Annotated in this window: 17 protein-coding genes and 1 pseudogene; 8 read left to right on the forward strand and 10 right to left on the reverse strand. The window is 73.4% G+C overall.

Going from position 1 to position 14,782, the window contains the following annotated elements; genetic code table 11:
* Positions 1-146: pseudogene (locus tag V6U77_RS22255) on the forward strand (C39 family peptidase); the annotation flags it as partial.
* 82 nt (positions 147-228) lie between these two features.
* Here the strand turns inward: V6U77_RS22255 and dusB are convergent.
* The 4 genes from dusB to V6U77_RS22275 form a co-directional block, all read right to left on the reverse strand.
* The gene (gene dusB / locus V6U77_RS22260) at positions 229-1,401 is read right to left on the reverse strand and encodes a tRNA dihydrouridine synthase DusB (protein ID WP_334608512.1); all 1,173 of its coding nucleotides are present in this window, start codon (positions 1,399-1,401) and stop codon (positions 229-231) included.
* A 62-nt stretch (positions 1,402-1,463) separates the two neighbouring features.
* Positions 1,464-2,843: a glycine--tRNA ligase gene (locus V6U77_RS22265; protein WP_334608514.1), complete on the reverse strand. Its 1,380-nt coding sequence runs from the start codon at positions 2,841-2,843 to the stop codon at positions 1,464-1,466.
* A gap of 115 nt (positions 2,844-2,958) precedes the next feature.
* A complete protein-coding gene (locus V6U77_RS22270; protein ID WP_334608571.1) occupies positions 2,959-3,432 on the reverse strand; it encodes an Rv0361 family membrane protein in 474 nt (157 codons plus the stop codon).
* Between the two features lie 126 nt (positions 3,433-3,558).
* Positions 3,559-3,900, reverse strand: coding sequence for an antibiotic biosynthesis monooxygenase family protein (locus V6U77_RS22275; RefSeq protein ID WP_334608516.1), 342 nt, complete (start codon positions 3,898-3,900; stop codon positions 3,559-3,561).
* Positions 3,901-3,927: 27 nt separating this feature from the next.
* On the opposite strand from V6U77_RS22275, the gene V6U77_RS22280 reads away from it, so the two are divergent.
* The 7 genes from V6U77_RS22280 (at position 3,928) to V6U77_RS22310 (ending at position 8,304) form a co-directional block, all read left to right on the forward strand.
* Complete coding sequence (locus V6U77_RS22280) at positions 3,928-4,185, forward strand: hypothetical protein (RefSeq protein ID WP_334608518.1); 258 nt, start codon at positions 3,928-3,930, stop codon at positions 4,183-4,185.
* Positions 4,186-4,239: 54 nt separating this feature from the next.
* Positions 4,240-5,226 carry a metal ABC transporter substrate-binding protein gene (locus tag V6U77_RS22285; RefSeq protein WP_334608520.1) on the forward strand — a complete coding sequence of 329 codons (987 nt, stop codon included), beginning with the start codon at positions 4,240-4,242 and terminating at the stop codon, positions 5,224-5,226.
* Positions 5,223-5,984, forward strand: a complete 762-nt coding sequence (locus tag V6U77_RS22290) for a metal ABC transporter ATP-binding protein (protein ID WP_334608522.1) — start codon at positions 5,223-5,225, stop codon at positions 5,982-5,984. The genes V6U77_RS22285 and V6U77_RS22290 overlap by 4 nt, the downstream gene beginning before the upstream one ends.
* A 1-nt stretch (position 5,985) precedes the next feature.
* On the forward strand, positions 5,986-6,852 hold the full coding sequence (locus V6U77_RS22295; protein WP_334608523.1) for a metal ABC transporter permease: 867 nt from the start codon (positions 5,986-5,988) through the stop codon (positions 6,850-6,852).
* Between the two features lie 43 nt (positions 6,853-6,895).
* The gene (locus V6U77_RS22300) at positions 6,896-7,195 is read left to right on the forward strand and encodes an ArsR/SmtB family transcription factor (RefSeq protein WP_088998913.1); all 300 of its coding nucleotides are present in this window, start codon (positions 6,896-6,898) and stop codon (positions 7,193-7,195) included.
* 2 nt (positions 7,196-7,197) lie between these two features.
* Entirely contained in the window at positions 7,198-7,590 is a 393-nt protein-coding gene (locus V6U77_RS22305) for a Fur family transcriptional regulator (RefSeq protein ID WP_172896644.1), read from the forward strand.
* Positions 7,591-7,698: 108 nt separating this feature from the next.
* The gene (locus V6U77_RS22310) at positions 7,699-8,304 is read left to right on the forward strand and encodes a hypothetical protein (protein WP_334608524.1); all 606 of its coding nucleotides are present in this window, start codon (positions 7,699-7,701) and stop codon (positions 8,302-8,304) included.
* Positions 8,305-8,416: 112 nt separating this feature from the next.
* On the opposite strand, the gene V6U77_RS22315 is transcribed toward V6U77_RS22310, so the two are convergent.
* The 6 genes from V6U77_RS22315 to V6U77_RS22340 form a co-directional block, all read right to left on the reverse strand.
* Positions 8,417-10,345 (reverse strand): acyl-CoA dehydrogenase family protein, encoded by a 1,929-nt coding sequence (locus V6U77_RS22315; protein ID WP_334608572.1) that lies wholly within the window; start codon positions 10,343-10,345, stop codon positions 8,417-8,419.
* Positions 10,346-10,593: 248 nt separating this feature from the next.
* Entirely contained in the window at positions 10,594-11,091 is a 498-nt protein-coding gene (locus V6U77_RS22320; protein WP_334608525.1) for a DUF6328 family protein, read from the reverse strand.
* A 122-nt stretch (positions 11,092-11,213) separates the two neighbouring features.
* Positions 11,214-11,978, reverse strand: coding sequence for an SIS domain-containing protein (locus tag V6U77_RS22325; protein WP_334608526.1), 765 nt, complete (start codon positions 11,976-11,978; stop codon positions 11,214-11,216).
* 56 nt (positions 11,979-12,034) lie between these two features.
* Complete coding sequence (locus V6U77_RS22330; RefSeq protein WP_334608527.1) at positions 12,035-12,865, reverse strand: alpha/beta fold hydrolase; 831 nt, start codon at positions 12,863-12,865, stop codon at positions 12,035-12,037.
* A 96-nt stretch (positions 12,866-12,961) separates the two neighbouring features.
* Positions 12,962-13,726: a TIGR03943 family putative permease subunit gene (locus tag V6U77_RS22335; RefSeq protein ID WP_334608528.1), complete on the reverse strand. Its 765-nt coding sequence runs from the start codon at positions 13,724-13,726 to the stop codon at positions 12,962-12,964.
* Complete coding sequence (locus V6U77_RS22340) at positions 13,723-14,724, reverse strand: permease (protein ID WP_334608573.1); 1,002 nt, start codon at positions 14,722-14,724, stop codon at positions 13,723-13,725. The genes V6U77_RS22335 and V6U77_RS22340 overlap by 4 nt, the downstream gene beginning before the upstream one ends.
* Positions 14,725-14,782: the final 58 nt, after the last annotated feature.

Raw genomic sequence — 14,782 nt, forward strand, 5'->3', positions numbered from 1 at the left:
GCGGGCACTACATCAGCGTCGTCGGCTACCGCGACAACGGCCACACCGTCACCATCGCCGACTCCGCCGACCCCACCCAGGCCACCTACCGGATGAGCGTGGACAACCTCGCCGACTGGATCGCCACCCGCGGCTACACCTCCTGACCGGCGACAACACCCCGAACCACCAGACGAAAGGGCCGGCCCCGACAAGGGGTCGGCCCTTCGCCATGACGGGGCGGAGGGCTCAGCCGCCCGAGTCGGCCAGTTCCGCGCCCTCGGGGACGGTGTCGTCGTCGCGGCTGGCCAGCCAGCCGTCCGGCAGGAAGACCTTGCCGGGCGAGTTGGTGCGACCCCGCGGCTGGCCCAGCGTGGCGACGGGGAAGGGCTCGGCCGGGTCCAGCTTGCCGAGCAGGTCGTCGAGCTGGGCCAGGCTCTCGATCATGGCCAGCTCGCGGCGCAGCTCGCTGCCGACCGGAAAGCCCTTGAGGTACCAGGCGACGTGCTTGCGGAAGTCGGTGCAGCCGTCCCGCTCGCCCCGGGCGGGGGTGCGGGATCCCGCGGTGAACTGGTCGACCAGCAGCTCGGCGTGCCGGCGCATGGTCCGCGCCACCTCGCCGAGGGTGGGCAGGCGCCGCTCCGGGCGGCCGTCGAAGGCGGCCTCCAGATCGGCGAAGAGCCACGGGCGGCCCAGGCAGCCCCGGCCGATGACCACCCCGTCGACGCCCGTGTGCGCCACCATCCGCAGCGCGTCGTCGGCCTCCCAGATGTCGCCGTTGCCGAGCACCGGCACGTCGAGGGCCTGCTTGAGCGTGGCGATGGCGTCCCAGTCCGCCGTGCCGGAGTAACGCTGCGCGGCCGTACGCCCGTGCAGGGCGACCGCCGCCACACCGGCGTCCTGGGCGGCGAGGCCCGCCTCGACGTACGTCAGGTGGTCGTCGTCGATGCCCTTGCGCATCTTGACCGTGACCGGCACCCCAGCGGGCGAGGCGGCGTCCACCGCGGCCCTGACCAGCCGCGCGAAGAGCCGGCGCCGCCACGGCAGCGCCGAGCCGCCGCCCTTGCGGGTGACCTTGGGCACCGGGCAGCCGAAGTTGAGGTCGATGTGGTCGGCGAGGTCCTTCTCCACCACGATCCGCACGGCGGCGGCGGTGATCTCGGGATCGGTGCCGTAGAGCTGGAGGCTGCGGGGCCGCTCGTCGTCGCCGAAGGCGATCATGCGCAGCGTCTTCGGGTTCCGCTCGACCAGCGCGACGGTGGTGATCATCTCGCAGACGTAGATGCCGCCGCCCTGCTCCCGGCAGAGCCGCCGGAAGCCGACGTTGGTGATGCCAGCCATGGGCGCGAGCACCACCGGCGGCCACACCTCGTGCCGCCCGATGGTCAGCGGGCGCAGTGCGGGAACGGTCGGCGCGGTCACCGGACAAGTGTACGGGGCACCGACCGGCGCGACTTCCGCGCCGGTCGGGGCCCCGTCGCAGCTCAGCAGCCGGGGAGGCGCTCGATCAGGTAGCGCTCGACCTGGTCCAGCGCGATGCGCTCCTGGGCCATGGTGTCCCGGTTCCGGACGGTCACCGCGTCGTCGTCCAGGGTGTCGAAGTCGACCGTCACGCAGAACGGGGTGCCGATCTCGTCCTGGCGGCGGTAGCGGCGGCCGATCGCCTGCGAGTCGTCGAACTCCACCACCCAGCGCTTGCGCAGGTCGGCGGCGAGGCCCTTCGCCTTCGGCGAGAGCGCCTCGTTGCGGGACAGCGGCAGCACCGCCACCTTGACCGGGGCCAGCCGCGGGTCGAAGCGCATCACCGTGCGCTTGTCCACGCCGCCCTTGGTGTTCGGCGCCTCGTCCTCGTCGTACGCCTCCAGCAGGAACGCCAGCACCGCGCGGGTCAGGCCGGCGGCCGGCTCGATGACGTACGGCATCCAGCGCTCGCTCTTGGCCTGGTCGAAGTAGGACAGGTCGACGCCGGAGTGCTTGCTGTGCGTGGTCAGGTCGAAGTCGGTGCGGTTGGCGATGCCCTCCAGCTCCGCGAACTCGGTGCCGCCGAACTGGAAGCGGTACTCGATGTCGACCGTGCGCTTCGAGTAGTGGGAGAGCTTCTCCTTCGGGTGCTCGTAGAAGCGCAGGTTGCTCTCCGACAGGCCCAGGTCGAGGTACCAGTTCCAGCGCTCGGAGAGCCAGTACTCGTGCCACTGCTCGTCCGAGCCCGGCTCGACGAAGAACTCCATCTCCATCTGCTCGAACTCGCGGGTGCGGAAGATGAAGTTGCCCGGGGTGATCTCGTTGCGGAACGACTTGCCGGTCTGGGCGATGCCGAACGGCGGCTTCTTGCGGGCGACCGTCTCGACGTTCTTGTAGTTGACGAAGATGCCCTGCGCGGTCTCGGGCCGCAGGTAGTGCATGCCCTCCTCGCTCTCGACCGGGCCGAGGAAGGTCTTCATCAGGCCGTTGAACATCTTCGGCTCGGTGAAGGTGCCCTTGTTGCCGCAGTTCGGGCAGTTCAGCTCGGTCAGCGAGGCCGGCGGCTTGCCGTGCTTGGCCTCGTACGCCTCCTCGAGGTGGTCGGCCCGGAACCGCTTGTGGCACGACTGGCACTCGGTCAGCGGGTCGACGAAGGCGTCCAGGTGGCCGGAGGCGGCCCACACGTCGCGGGCCAGGATCACGGCGGAGTCGAGGCCGACCACGTCGTCGCGCTGCTGGACCATCGTCTTCCACCACTGCCGGCGGACGTTCTCCTTCAGCTCCACGCCGAGCGGACCGTAGTCCCACGCCGATCGGGTGCCTCCGTAGATCTCGCTGGAGGGGAAGACGAAGCCTCGGCGCTTGGCGAGGCTGACGACGGCGTCGATACGGTCGGCTGGCATGTTTCCTCCTACGCCGACTGGCGGTCGGCGGGGACGCGGCAAAGGACGGAACGAACAGTTCGGGACAACGGTACGACCCGTGCCGTCCCGGGCCCAGCAGAATACCGGGGGCGGGTCAGCTCACCCCGCACACCTCCATGCCGCCGGTCTGCTGGTCCTGGCCGAGGGTGACCTCCTGCCGGTCCTGCCGGCCGCCGGTGTAGGTCACGTCGACCGGCACGGTGAGGGAGACGGCGTCCACGTCGCCCACCCGGAAGGTCGCGATCTGCGGCTCGGCGGCCGCCCGGCGCTCGAACTCCCGGCGTGACTCGCGCCGCTGCGCGTCGTCGCAGAGCTGGTCGTACGCCGCGCCGTACTTGCGCTCGACGAGCGCCTGGTAGTAGTCCGTGGAGACCGTGCGCCCCTGCTCGCGTACGGCCTGCACCCCGGTCACGGCCAGGCCCACCACGGCCGCGCCGCCACCGCCGCAGCAGAGCAGCACGGCGAGCGCCCCGGCACCCAACCCGAGCCAGAGCCGGGTGTTGCGCCCCTCCGTGGGCGGTGCCGCGAACGGCGGGGCCACCCCCGGTCCGGCCGGTGGGGCGGGCACACCCGGCTCCGCCGGCGGACCGGGCACGGCGGGCGGCTGCGCCTCCTGCTGGCCGGGCGGCGGAGGGTACGGCGGCGGGGTCGCCGGTCCGGGAGCGGTCATGCAAGCAATGTAGTGCCCGCGGGCTCAGCGGTAAGGACCAGCGGCCCGATCGCTGGCGGTCGCGACGACGTCCCCGCCCGGCGCGGCGCTGGCCAGCGCCTCGTACGCCGACGGCTCGTCGAGCGACTCGGCGAGCAGCGGCACGGCGGTGATCTTCACGTCGAAGCCGCCCAGGGCGCGCCGGTAGGTGCCGACCGACTCCCACTCGGTGACCAGGCACCAGTGCCGCGGGTCGTCCAGCGCCCGGACGAGCTGGCCGCGCAGGTAACCGGGGCGGGCCGCGAGCGCGGCGAGGGCGGCGTGCGCCCGCTCGGTGAACTCGTCGGCGACATCGACGTCCACCACGAACCGGTTCGTCACCAGCACGGGGTTCCTCCTCGTAGAGTCTGTGGGATGCAGCGTACGCAGAGCCCCCTGCCGGCCCGGCTGGCCCGGGCGAACCCGACGACGGTGTTCCTGGTCACCCTGGTGCTGGTGCTGGTCGCGTTCTTCACCCCCGGCGTGGTGGGCGGGCTGTTCACCCTGCTGCTCGCCGCGGCGGTGGCCGCGCTGCTGGTGACCACCTGGTCGGTGCAGACGGCGCCGACCCGGGTGATCCGGCTGGTGGCGCTCACCCTGCTGGTCACTGCGGGCCTGGTGAAGCTGCTCTGACATGCAAGCATGCGTTTTTGACAATCATTATCGTTGTCGCGGACAGTTCATGGCATGAACATCCGCTCCGCCCCGCGCACCCTGGCCGTCGCCACCACCGCCCTGCTCGCCCTGGGTGGTGTCGCGGCCTGCTCCGACGACGGCACGGCCGGCGCCGACCCGCAGCGGGTCGACGTGGTGGCCGCCTTCTACCCGCTGCAGTTCCTCGCCGAGCGCGTCGGCGGCGACGCGGTGACGGTGAGCAACCTGGTCAAGCCCGGGGCCGAGCCGCACGACCTGGAGCTGAACCCGGGCCAGGTCGGCCAGGTCGTCGAGGCGGAGCTGGTCGTCCTGCTCAAGGGCTTCCAGCCGGCGCTGGACGAGGCCGTCGAGCAGAACGCCAAGGACCGCGCGTTCGACGTGTCCACCGTGCAGCCGCTGATGGACGCCGCCGCGGGTGGCCACGACCATGACCACGGGGGCGAGGACCACGCCCACCCCGAGGAGTCGGGCAAGGCCGAGAAGCCCGGCCACGAGGAGAACGGCGCCAAGGACCCGCACCTGTGGCTGGACCCGACCCGCCTGGCCACCGTCGGCGACAAGCTGGCCGAGCGGCTCGGCCAGGCCGACCCGGACCGCGCCGCCGACTACACCGCCCGCGCCAAGGCGCTGCGCGTCGAGTTGGAGAAGCTGGACGCCGAGTTCACGACCGGGCTGAAGACCTGCCAGCGGCGGGAGATCGTGGTCAGCCACACCGCCTTCGGCTACCTGACCGAGCGCTACAAGCTGGAGCAGATCGGCATCTCCGGGCTCAGCCCGGAGAACGAGCCCGCCCCGCAGCGCCTCGCCGAGGTCATCGAGGAGGCCCGGGAACACAAGGCCACCACGATCTTCTTCGAGACCCTCGTCAGCCCGAAGGTGGCCGAGACCATCGCCAAGGAGGTCGGCGCGAAGACCGCGGTGCTGGACCCCCTGGAGGGGCTGACGCCCGGCGGCGGCGACTACCTTTCGGTGATGCGTACCAACCTTGCGACCCTGAGGACGGCGTTGAGCTGCTCGTGACATCCCCAGTCATCACCGTCGCGCACGGGGTGGTCGGCTACGACGGCCGCCCCGTGCTTCGTGACGTCTCGCTGACCGTGACCGCCGGGGAGGTGGTCGCGGTGCTCGGCGCCAACGGCTCCGGCAAGTCCACGCTGATCCGCGCCGCGCTGGGCCTGGTGCCGCTCAGCTCCGGGTCGGTCACCCTCTTCGACCGTCCGCTGCGCCGCTTCCGGCAGTGGCACCGCATCGGGTACGTCCCGCAGCGCCTCGGCGCCGGCAGCGGCGTGCCGGCCACCGTCCGCGAGGTGGTGGCCTCCGGCCGGCTCGCCCGGCGCGGCGTACTGCGCCCGCCCGGCGCGGCGGACCGGGCCGCGGTGACCGCCGCGCTGGAGGCGGTCGGGCTCGCCGACCGGGCCCGCGACCCCGTCGCCACCCTCTCCGGCGGGCAGCAGCAGCGCACCCTGATCGCCCGGGCGCTGGCCGGCCAGCCGGAGCTGCTGGTCCTCGACGAGCCGACCGCCGGGGTCGACGCCGCCAGCCAGGAGGCGTTCGCCGGGGCGCTGCACACCTTCGTCGCCGGGGGCGGCACGGTGCTGCTGGTGGCCCACGAACTCGGGCCGCTGCGTCCGCTGATCACCCGGGCGGTCGTCGTACACCAGGGTGGGATCTGCCACGACGGCGCGGTGCCCGAGCCCGCCGGCCACCACGCGGAGCCCGGCCACGACCACGTGCACCCGCACGGTCCCGACGAGCCCGCCGGGCTGTGGAGCAGCTGAGATGGAACTCTTCCAGTACCCCTACATGCAGCGCGCCCTGATCGGGGCGCTGATCATCGGCCTGGCCGCCCCGGCGCTCGGCATCTACCTGGTGCAGCGGCGACTCGCCCTGATCGGCGACGGGGTGGGGCACGTGGCGCTCACCGGCGTCGGCGCGGGCCTGCTGCTCAACCGCTCCCCCGTCCTCGTCGCCGTGCTCGTGGCGACCGCCGGCGCGATCACCATCGAGCTGGTCCGCGCCCGTGGGCGCACCTCCGGCGACCTGGCGCTGGCCCTGCTCTTCTACGGCGGCATCGCCGGCGGCGTGACGCTGGTCGGGCTCTCCGACAGCACCAGCGCCAGCCTGAACGCCTACCTGTTCGGGTCGCTGAGCACCATCACGCCGGCGGACCTGACCACGATCGCGGTGCTCGGCGCGGCGATCGGGGTGGCCATGCTGGCGCTGCGCCCGGCCCTGTTCGCGGTCTGTCACGACGAGGAGTACGCCCGCGTCTCCGGCCTGCCGGTGCGCACCCTCAACCTGCTGCTCGCCGTGGCCACGGCCGTCACCGTGACGATCGCCATGCGGGCCGTCGGGGTGCTGCTGATCAGCGCCCTTATGGTGGTGCCGGTGGCCACCGCCCAGCAGGTGACACGGGGGTTCCGCAGCACGATGACGGCGGCGATGGCGCTCGGGTTCTTCGCCGCCGGCTCCGGGGTCTGGGTGGCGGCGAACGCCGACACCGCCCCCGGCGCCTCGGTGGTGCTGATGGCGATCGCCTCGTTCGGGGTGGTCGCGGTCCTCGGCGCGGCGTGGCGGGTGCTGCACCGACGACGCGCCCCGGAGGCCGCGCCCGCGCCCGAGCCGCACGAGGTGGTGCTCCACTGATCCTGGTCAGCGGCGTGTCGGTGGGATTGGTTACCGTTACGGGGTGACCGACGGATCAGGCTACGACGCCTTCGAGGGCGCGAGCGAGCTGTTGCGTGCCCTCTCGGCGCCGATCCGGTTGGCCATCGTCAGTGAGCTCGCCGAGGGCGAGCGTTGCGTGCACGAGCTGGTCGACAAGCTCGGCGCCGCGCAGCCGCTGGTCTCCCAGCACCTGCGGGTGCTGCGGGGCGCCGGCGTGGTGCGCGGCTCCCGGCGGGGTCGCGAGATCGCGTACGCGCTGGTCGACGAGCACGTCGCACACATCGTGGCCGACGCGGTGAGCCACGCCGGGGAGGGATCATGATCATGACGGGTGCCACGGTCCGCAACACCCGGCAGCGCTCGGCGGTGAGCGCGCTGCTCGGCGAGCTGGAGGGCTTCCACAGCGCGCAGGAGCTGCACGCGATGCTGCGCGAACGCGGCGAGCGGGTCGGGTTGACCACCGTCTACCGCACGCTGCAGGGCCTCGCCGACACGGGCGAGATCGACGTCATGCGCCCGCCGGGCGGCGAGCACCTCTACCGCCGGTGCAGCGAGGGCCACCACCACCACCTGGTCTGCCGGTCCTGCGGCCGCACGGTGGAGGTGGCGGGCCCGACCGTGGAGAACTGGGCCGAGCGGGTGGCCGCGAAGCACGGCTACGCCGACGTCAGCCACACGCTGGAGATCTTCGGCACCTGCCCGGCCTGCGCGGGCTGATCGACCCGGGGCGCTCGACGGCGTTCGCGGCACGGGCTGAGTCGTCCCGGGGCACGGCGGCGTTCGCGGCGCGTGCCGGGCGACGCCGGGCGTGGCACGCTGTCCGGCGTGAAGATCTACGCCGATCGTTTGCCGACCGCCGTCCGACAGTTGATCACCGACCTGCTCGTCGTCGCCTGGGTGTACGGCGCGATCCGTGGCGCGCTGTGGCTGCACGACCTGGTCCAGCAACTCGCCGTACCCGGGCAGAAGCTGGAGGGGGCCGGCAGCGGCCTCGCCGACAACCTGGCCGAGGCGGGCGGCAAGGTCGACCGGGTGCCGCTGGTCGGCGACGAGCTGACCGCGCCGTTCGAGCGGGCCGCCACCGCCGCCCGTTCACTGGCCGAGGCGGGCCGCGACCAGCAGGAGCTGGTCGGTCAGCTCGCCCTCGCGCTGTCCGTCGCCGCGCTGGTCTTCCCGCTCGGCCTGGTGTTCTTCGGTTGGCTGCCGCTGCGGGTGCGCTGGATGCGCCGGGCCGGCTCGGCGGCGAAGCTGGCCGCCGTCCCGGCCGGCCGGGACCTGCTGGCGCTACGCGCGCTGGCCACCCAGCCGCTGGGCCGGCTGACCAGCATCGCGCCCGACGTGGCAGAGGCGTGGCGGGCCGGCGACGACGCCACCATCGACGCACTGGCCACCCTGGAACTACGCCACCTGGGCCTACGCCCCACCCACTGACCCCCCGCCCCCAACCCCGGCGATCATGCAGTTGTAGTGCCCGGAGCACCCGCATTCGCCCCTTTCGCGGGGCACCACCACTGCATGATCGACTCTGGGTCGGGGGGCAGGGTCAGGAGGACGGGGTGGGTGGGATGTGGCGGCGGACGTCGTCGGTGGTGGACGGGCCGGCCGACCAGGGGGCGACCCAGGGCAGGTCGTCGGCGGGGGTGATCACGCCGTCCTCCAGTGCGGCGTAGCGCCCGGCGAGGATCCGCTTCGCGGCCACGGTGTCGACGGAGTCGGTGTTGTCCCACAGGGCGGTGAAGAGGGCGTCGACGCGGACCCGCGCCTGCCGGCAGAACAGGTCGGCCAACTCCACGTTCTCGGGCCGGGCCTCGCGCTCGGCGTGGGCGCGTACGCAGACCGCGGACATCGCGAACAACTCCGCGCCGATGTCCACCACCCGGCCGAGGAACGCCTGCTTGCGCTCCATCTTCCCCTGCCAGCGGGACATCGCGTAGAACGTCGAGCGGGCCAGCTTGCGCGAGGCGCGCTCCACCTGCCGCAGGTGGCCGGCGAGCGGGCCGAACTCGGCGTACGCCGACGGGCGCTGCCCCCGGCCGACGGCGAGGGTGGGCAGCCACCTCGCGTAGAAGGCGCCGGCCCGCGCCCCGGCCCGCGCCTTGCGGCCGAGCCCGGCGTCCGGGTCGATGATGTCGCCGGCGACCGACAGGTGCGCGTCGACCGCCTCGCGGGCGATGAGCAGGTGCATGATCTCGGTGGAGCCCTCGAAGATGCGGTTGATCCGCAGGTCGCGCAGCATCTGCTCGACGGCGGCGGGTCGCTCGCCGCGCGCGGCGAGCGAGTCGGCCGTCTCGTAGCCGCGGCCGCCCCGGATCTGCACCAGCTCGTCGGCGATCTTCCAGGCCATCTCGCTGGCGTAGAGCTTGACCAGGGCCGCCTCGATCCGGATGTCGTTGCGGTCGTCGTCGGCGAGCAGGCAGCAGAGGTCCAGCATGGTCTCCATGCCGTACGTCGTGGCGGCGATGAAGGAGAGCTTCTGGGCCACCGCCTCGTGCTCGCCCACGGGCCGCCCCCACTGCACCCGGTCGGCGGCCCACTCCCGGGCCACGTTCAACGCCCACTTGCCGGCGCCGACGCACATGGCCGGCAGCGACAGCCGTCCGGTGTTCAGGGTGGTCAGCGCGATCTTCAGGCCCTTGCCCTCGCCGCCGATGACGTTCTCCTTCGGCACGAAGACGTCGTGGAAGCGGGTCAGGCTGTTCTCCAGGCCGCGCAGTCCGATGAAGGCGTTGCGCCGTTCGACCGTGATGCCCTCGGTGTCGCCCTCGACGACGAAGGCGGTGATCCCGCCGCGCCGCCCCTCGGCGGCGGGCACCCGGGCCATCACCACGAGCAGGCTGGCGACGCTGCCGTTGGTGGCCCACAGCTTCACGCCGTTGAGCCGGTAGCCGGTGCCGTCGGGCGTGGGCTCGGCGGTGGTGCCCAGCCGAGCCGGGTCGGAGCCGACGTCCGGCTCGGTGAGCAGGAACGCGGAGACCTCACCGGCGGCGAGCCGGGGCAGGAAGCGCTGCTTCTGCTCGGCGGTGCCGAACATCTTCAGCGGCTGCGGCACCCCGATCGACTGGTGCGCCGAGAGCAGCGCGCCGATCGCCGGGCTGATCGAGCCGGCCAGCATGAGCGCCCGGCAGTAGTGCAGGTTGCTGAGCCCGAGCCCGCCGTACGACCGGTCGATCTTCATCCCGAAGGCGCCGAGCCGGGCCAGCCCCTGGAACACCTCGTCCGGGATGGACGCGTCCCGCTCGATCGCGGCACCGTCCACCTCGGTGGCCAGGAACTCGCGGAGGCGGCCGAGGAACTCGTCGGCGCGGGCTACGTCCGCCGGGTCGGAGCGCGGCCAGGGGTCGATCAGGTCGAGCCGGAACCGGCCGAGGAAGAGTTCCTTGCCGAAGCTGGGACGGTCCCAGGAGGACTCCCTGGCCGCCTCGGCGACCTGGCGGGCCTCCTTCTCGGAGACCTGACCGGCCTCCGTCGGCAGCGGTCCGGTCGCACCGGCCGTCGGCCGGTCGGCGGCGGCGGTCGTCGCCGGTGGGTCGGCGGCGGTGGCCGGCGTCGACCGGTCGGAGCCCGATCCGTCGGGCGCGGGTCGGCTGTTCTGTGTCGTGGTCACGGCGGCCCCCTCGAACCTCGGTCCGGTTTGCGTCTGCGTGCTCGACGAACAGCACGCTACCCCCGGGTGTTACCCAGGGGTAGCGTTTCGTAAATATTGAGCTGCGTCGAAGCCGGTCAGTCGCTGAGGGACCGCGGGTCGCCGTCCTCGTCGTCGTCGTCCTCGCCCCAGTTGCGCCGGGAGAACGGCAGGAACACCCAGAAGGTGAGGAACCAGAGCCCGGTGAGGCCGCTGAGCACCAGGGAGATGCTGCGGTCCAGCACGAAGTCGGTGATCAGCAGCACCGCGCTGACCATCGCGATCAGCATGAAGGCGAGGCCGCCGCTGGCCATCCGGTGGGCGAAGCGGACCAGCTCCGGCTTGCGGCCCTGCCGGAACAGCGCACGGTGGAACGCCACCGGCGAAATGATCATCGCGGTGGCGGCGGCCGCCGCCAGCAACGCGACGATGTAGACGTCCTTCTGGAAGCCGCTGGTACGGGTGAAGCCGTTGCTGAACGGGAGGGTGAGCAGGAAGGCGAAGAGGATCTGCACGCCGGTCTGGGCGACCCGAAGCTCCTGGAGCAGGTCGGCGAAGTTGCGCTGCCAGCGCTGCTTCTCGGTTTCCTTGGACACGCGCTACCTCCGGTCAGACGGTACTGCCGGCGGGGGCGGCCGGCGGCAGCATCGCTGATGCCCCACCCGTCGACGCGCGAAACCGACTCACGTCGCTGTCCGGGCGCGCCGTTTGCGTGGCGTCAGGAGCCGCGCCGGATCCGGCCTGCGTACCGGGCCTCCAGGGCGTTGTTGTGCTCGTCGCCGCCGGCGATGTTGGCCGACAGGTAGACCGGGGGACGATCCCCCGCCGCCAGCAGCCGGGCCACCGTCTCGACCGTGATCTGCTGGGCCAGCAGCGCCGCGGTGATCGACGAGACCGCGCCGACCGCGCCGCCGCCGGGCAGCGGCAGCGTCGCGTCGCCGTACGGGGCGCCGTTGTCGAGCACCACGTCGGCGAAGTCGGCGAGCTTGCGCCCCGACGGGTGGCGCGAGGTCATCTGCCCCGAGTGCTGTGCCGAGGTGATGGCGACCAGCCCGTGGCCCTTCTCCTTCACCAGCGACGCGAACTCCACCATCGCGCCGTTCACGCCCGAGTTGGAGGCGAGCACGAAGACATCCCGGGGGCTGACCGGGGCCAGCTCGTAGAGGCGGTGCGCCACCGACGGGTCGCGCTCCAGCAGCGGCCCGAGCACGTCGGCGGGGGCGCCGCCGAGGAGCACCAGGTCCCGCAGGGCGATCCGGTTGGTCGGCACCAGCCCGCCGGCCCGACCGGCGATCTCCATGGCCAGCGCCTCGGAGTGACCCGTGCCGAACGCGTGGACCACGCCGTCGGCGCGTACCGCGTCGGCGATCATGTCGGCGGCCCGCCCCACCGCCTCGCGCTGGCTCTCGGCCACCCGGTTCATCGTGTCGGTCACCACGGCCAGGAAGTCCCCGGCCGTCACCGTCGTGTCCACTCGGTCCATGTCGTACCTCCGTCAGGGGTGGGCCGGCGTCCGTCGACGCCGGCGTCGCGGGAAGGTCAGACCGGGTCGTGCACCCGGGCGAGGATCGCCTCGGCCAGCGGGGCGGGCGCCTCGTCGGGGATCCAGTGGCTCGCCCGGGGCAGCTCGACGAAGCGGTAGTCCCCGGTCACGTGCTCGGCGCACGCCTCGGCGGCGGTCCGGCCGATCGCGATGTCGCGACCGCTCCACACGAAGGTGGTCGGCACCGCCACCGGCCCGGTGGCGGCCAGGTCCCGGCGGGACATCGCGCGGTACCAGTTCAGGGCGGCGGTCAGCGCGCCCGGCTCGCGCATCGGGTCCGCGTACGCGGCCACCCGCGCGTCGTTGCCGACCCCGTGCAGCATCCGGCGCAGCCCGGTCGCGCCCAGCAGCAGCAGCGCCTTCTCCGCCTTGCCCGGCTTGCGGAACAGCGCCATGTACGCCGAGCGCGCCTTCTGCCCCGCGTCCTCGGCCAGCGCCCACGCCATGGCGCCGGGGTGCGGTACGGAGACCGCGGTCAGCGTGCGCACCCGGTCGGGGTGGTGGGCCGCGACGGCCCAGGCCACGATCGCGCCCCAGTCGTGCCCCACCAGGTGCGCCGCGTCGACGCCCAGCGCGTCGAGCAGGCCCACCGCGTCGGCGACCAGCTCCGGCAGCCGGTACGCCTCGACCGCCTCGGGCCGCGCGCCCGGCGAGTAGCCGCGCTGGTCCGGCGCGTACGTGCGCAGGCCGGCGGCGTGCAGCGCGGGCACCACGTCGTCGAACTCCCCGCCGTGCTGGGGGAAGCCGTGCAGCAGCAGGACGGGCGTGCCGCCCTCCGGTCCGCCGACGCGGACGTCGAACGTGAACCCCCGGGCCTCGATCCGCATGATCGTGAGCCTACCCAGCGTCGCACCTGTCCGCCGGGGACCCGCCCGCCCACGTCGACGGGTCCCGCCCGGACCGGCCTCGTGAGTGGCCGCGGGTCACTCGTACTGCTGCCGGGGCACGGGCACCTGCCGCCAGGACTCCACGTCCAGGTAGGGGATCTCGGCGTCGTTGACCGGGTCCCGGGCGATGCGGTCGCTGTAGCGGCCGGTCACCTCGACCCAGGTGTCGTCGGCGAGCCCGTCGGGGGCCGCGCCGGTCAGCCCCAGCTTGACCGGCCGCCCGTCGGCGGCGCAGCAGGAGAGCACCATCCGGGCCAGCAGCGGCCGGCCGTCCGGGCCGGTGGTGACGAAGCCGGTCAGCTGGACGCGGCGGTCGCCGATCGAGGTGCCCCGGTCGAACAGCGCCCGGGAGGCGTAGTCGAGCACCGCGACCCGCACCGGGTCGCCCTCGGGCAGCGGCGGGTAGTCGGACGGCTGCTGCCGCGTGGTGACGGCGGTGCCGGCCTGCCCGGCCGCGTACGAGCCCAGGGCCGGCGGGGCGACCAGCAGCAGCCCCAGCACGGGCAGGATCAGCAGCCAGCCGACCCGCGGCTCGTGGTGCCCGTGGCCGTCGTGCCCATCGTCGCCGTCGTGGCCGTCGTGGCCGTCCTGGGCCTCGTCGCCGGCGGGCGTGCGCCGCAGGAGCGGGCGCAGCTCGTAGTAGAGGGTCATGACCGCGGCGGCCACCAGCAGCAGGCCGGCGGCGACCAGGAAGGGCCGCAGCCCCTCCTTGACGTAGCGCAGGTGCAGGTCGGTGAGGCTGGCCCGGACCACCGCGCCCCCGAGCAGCAGCAGGACGACCGCCTGCGCCTGCCGGTTCACAGCAGCACCGCCCCGGTCCCGACGGCCACCGCGACGGCCACCGCGAAGGTGGTCGGGGCGAACCGCAGCGCGAAGCGCCGGCCGAAGACGCCGGCCTGCATCGAGATGAGCTTCAGGTCGACCATCGGCCCCACCACCAGGAATACCAGTCGGGAGGTCAGCGAGAACTGCGACAGCGAGGCGGCGACGAAGGCGTCCGCCTCGGAGCAGAGGGAGAGCAGCACCGCGAGCGCGGCCAGCGCGAGCACCGAGAGCACCGGCTCGTCGGCGAGGGTCTGCAACCAGCGCTCGGGCACCACGACGTTGATCGTGGCGGCGGCCGCCGCGCCGATCACCAGGAAGCCGCCGGCGTGCGTGACGTCGTGCCGGACGGCCCCCCAGAACGCCCGCCCGCGCGAGCCGTCCTCCAGCTCCGGCCGGCGCGGCAGGCGAATCCAGTCGGCCCGCCCGAGGCGCAGCCACAGCCAGCCCATGACCATCGCGACGACCAGGCTCGCGACGGCCCGGCCGAGGACCATCGCCGGGTCGTCGGGGAAGGCCACCGCGGTGGCGGTGAGCACGATCGGGTTGATCGCCGGGGCGGCGAGCAGGAACGCCAACGCGGCGGCCGGGGTGACCCCGCGCCGGATCAGCGACCCGGCGATCGGCACCGCCCCGCACTCGCAGCCGGGCAGCACCACGCCGGCCGCGCTGGCCACCGGCACCGCGAGCGCGGGATGACGCGGCAGCGCCCTGGCCCAGAACGACCGGGGCACGAAGACGGCGATGACCGCGGAGAGCAGCACCCCGAAGACCAGGAACGGCACCGCCTGCACCATGACCGAGACGAAGACGGTGGTCCAGGTCTGCAACCGGGGCGCGGCGAGGGCGCGGGCGAGCGGCTCGCGGAAGACGACCAGCAGGATCAGCAGGCCGGCGAGGACCTCCACGGACCCGACCCGCCGCTCCGGGTCGCGAGGGGCCGCCGGCTTCTCCCCGCGTACGCCGGGAGCGGCCACGCCCACCCCGCCCGGGTGCGGCCCGTCCGGCGCGCGGCGCTCAGCCTCGGATGTCACG

Origin of the sequence: Micromonospora sp. CPCC 205546, assembly GCF_036902715.1 — a bacterium.
Taxonomy (GTDB): Bacteria; Actinomycetota; Actinomycetes; order Mycobacteriales; family Micromonosporaceae; genus Micromonospora.

What these genes read in the sequence shown, in the direction of transcription:
- V6U77_RS22265 (WP_334608514.1), bottom strand. Translation starts at nt 2,843, where the DNA reads ATGCCAGCCGACCGTATCGACGCCGTCGTCAGCCTCGCCAAGCGCCGA.
- V6U77_RS22330 (WP_334608527.1), bottom strand. Translation starts at nt 12,865, where the DNA reads ATGCGGATCGAGGCCCGGGGGTTCACGTTCGACGTCCGCGTCGGCGGA.
- V6U77_RS22295 (WP_334608523.1), top strand. Translation starts at nt 5,986, where the DNA reads ATGGAACTCTTCCAGTACCCCTACATGCAGCGCGCCCTGATCGGGGCG.
- V6U77_RS22325 (WP_334608526.1), bottom strand. Translation starts at nt 11,978, where the DNA reads ATGGACCGAGTGGACACGACGGTGACGGCCGGGGACTTCCTGGCCGTG.
- V6U77_RS22280 (WP_334608518.1), top strand. Translation starts at nt 3,928, where the DNA reads ATGCAGCGTACGCAGAGCCCCCTGCCGGCCCGGCTGGCCCGGGCGAAC.
- V6U77_RS22305 (WP_172896644.1), top strand. Translation starts at nt 7,198, where the DNA reads ATGACGGGTGCCACGGTCCGCAACACCCGGCAGCGCTCGGCGGTGAGC.
- V6U77_RS22285 (WP_334608520.1), top strand. Translation starts at nt 4,240, where the DNA reads ATGAACATCCGCTCCGCCCCGCGCACCCTGGCCGTCGCCACCACCGCC.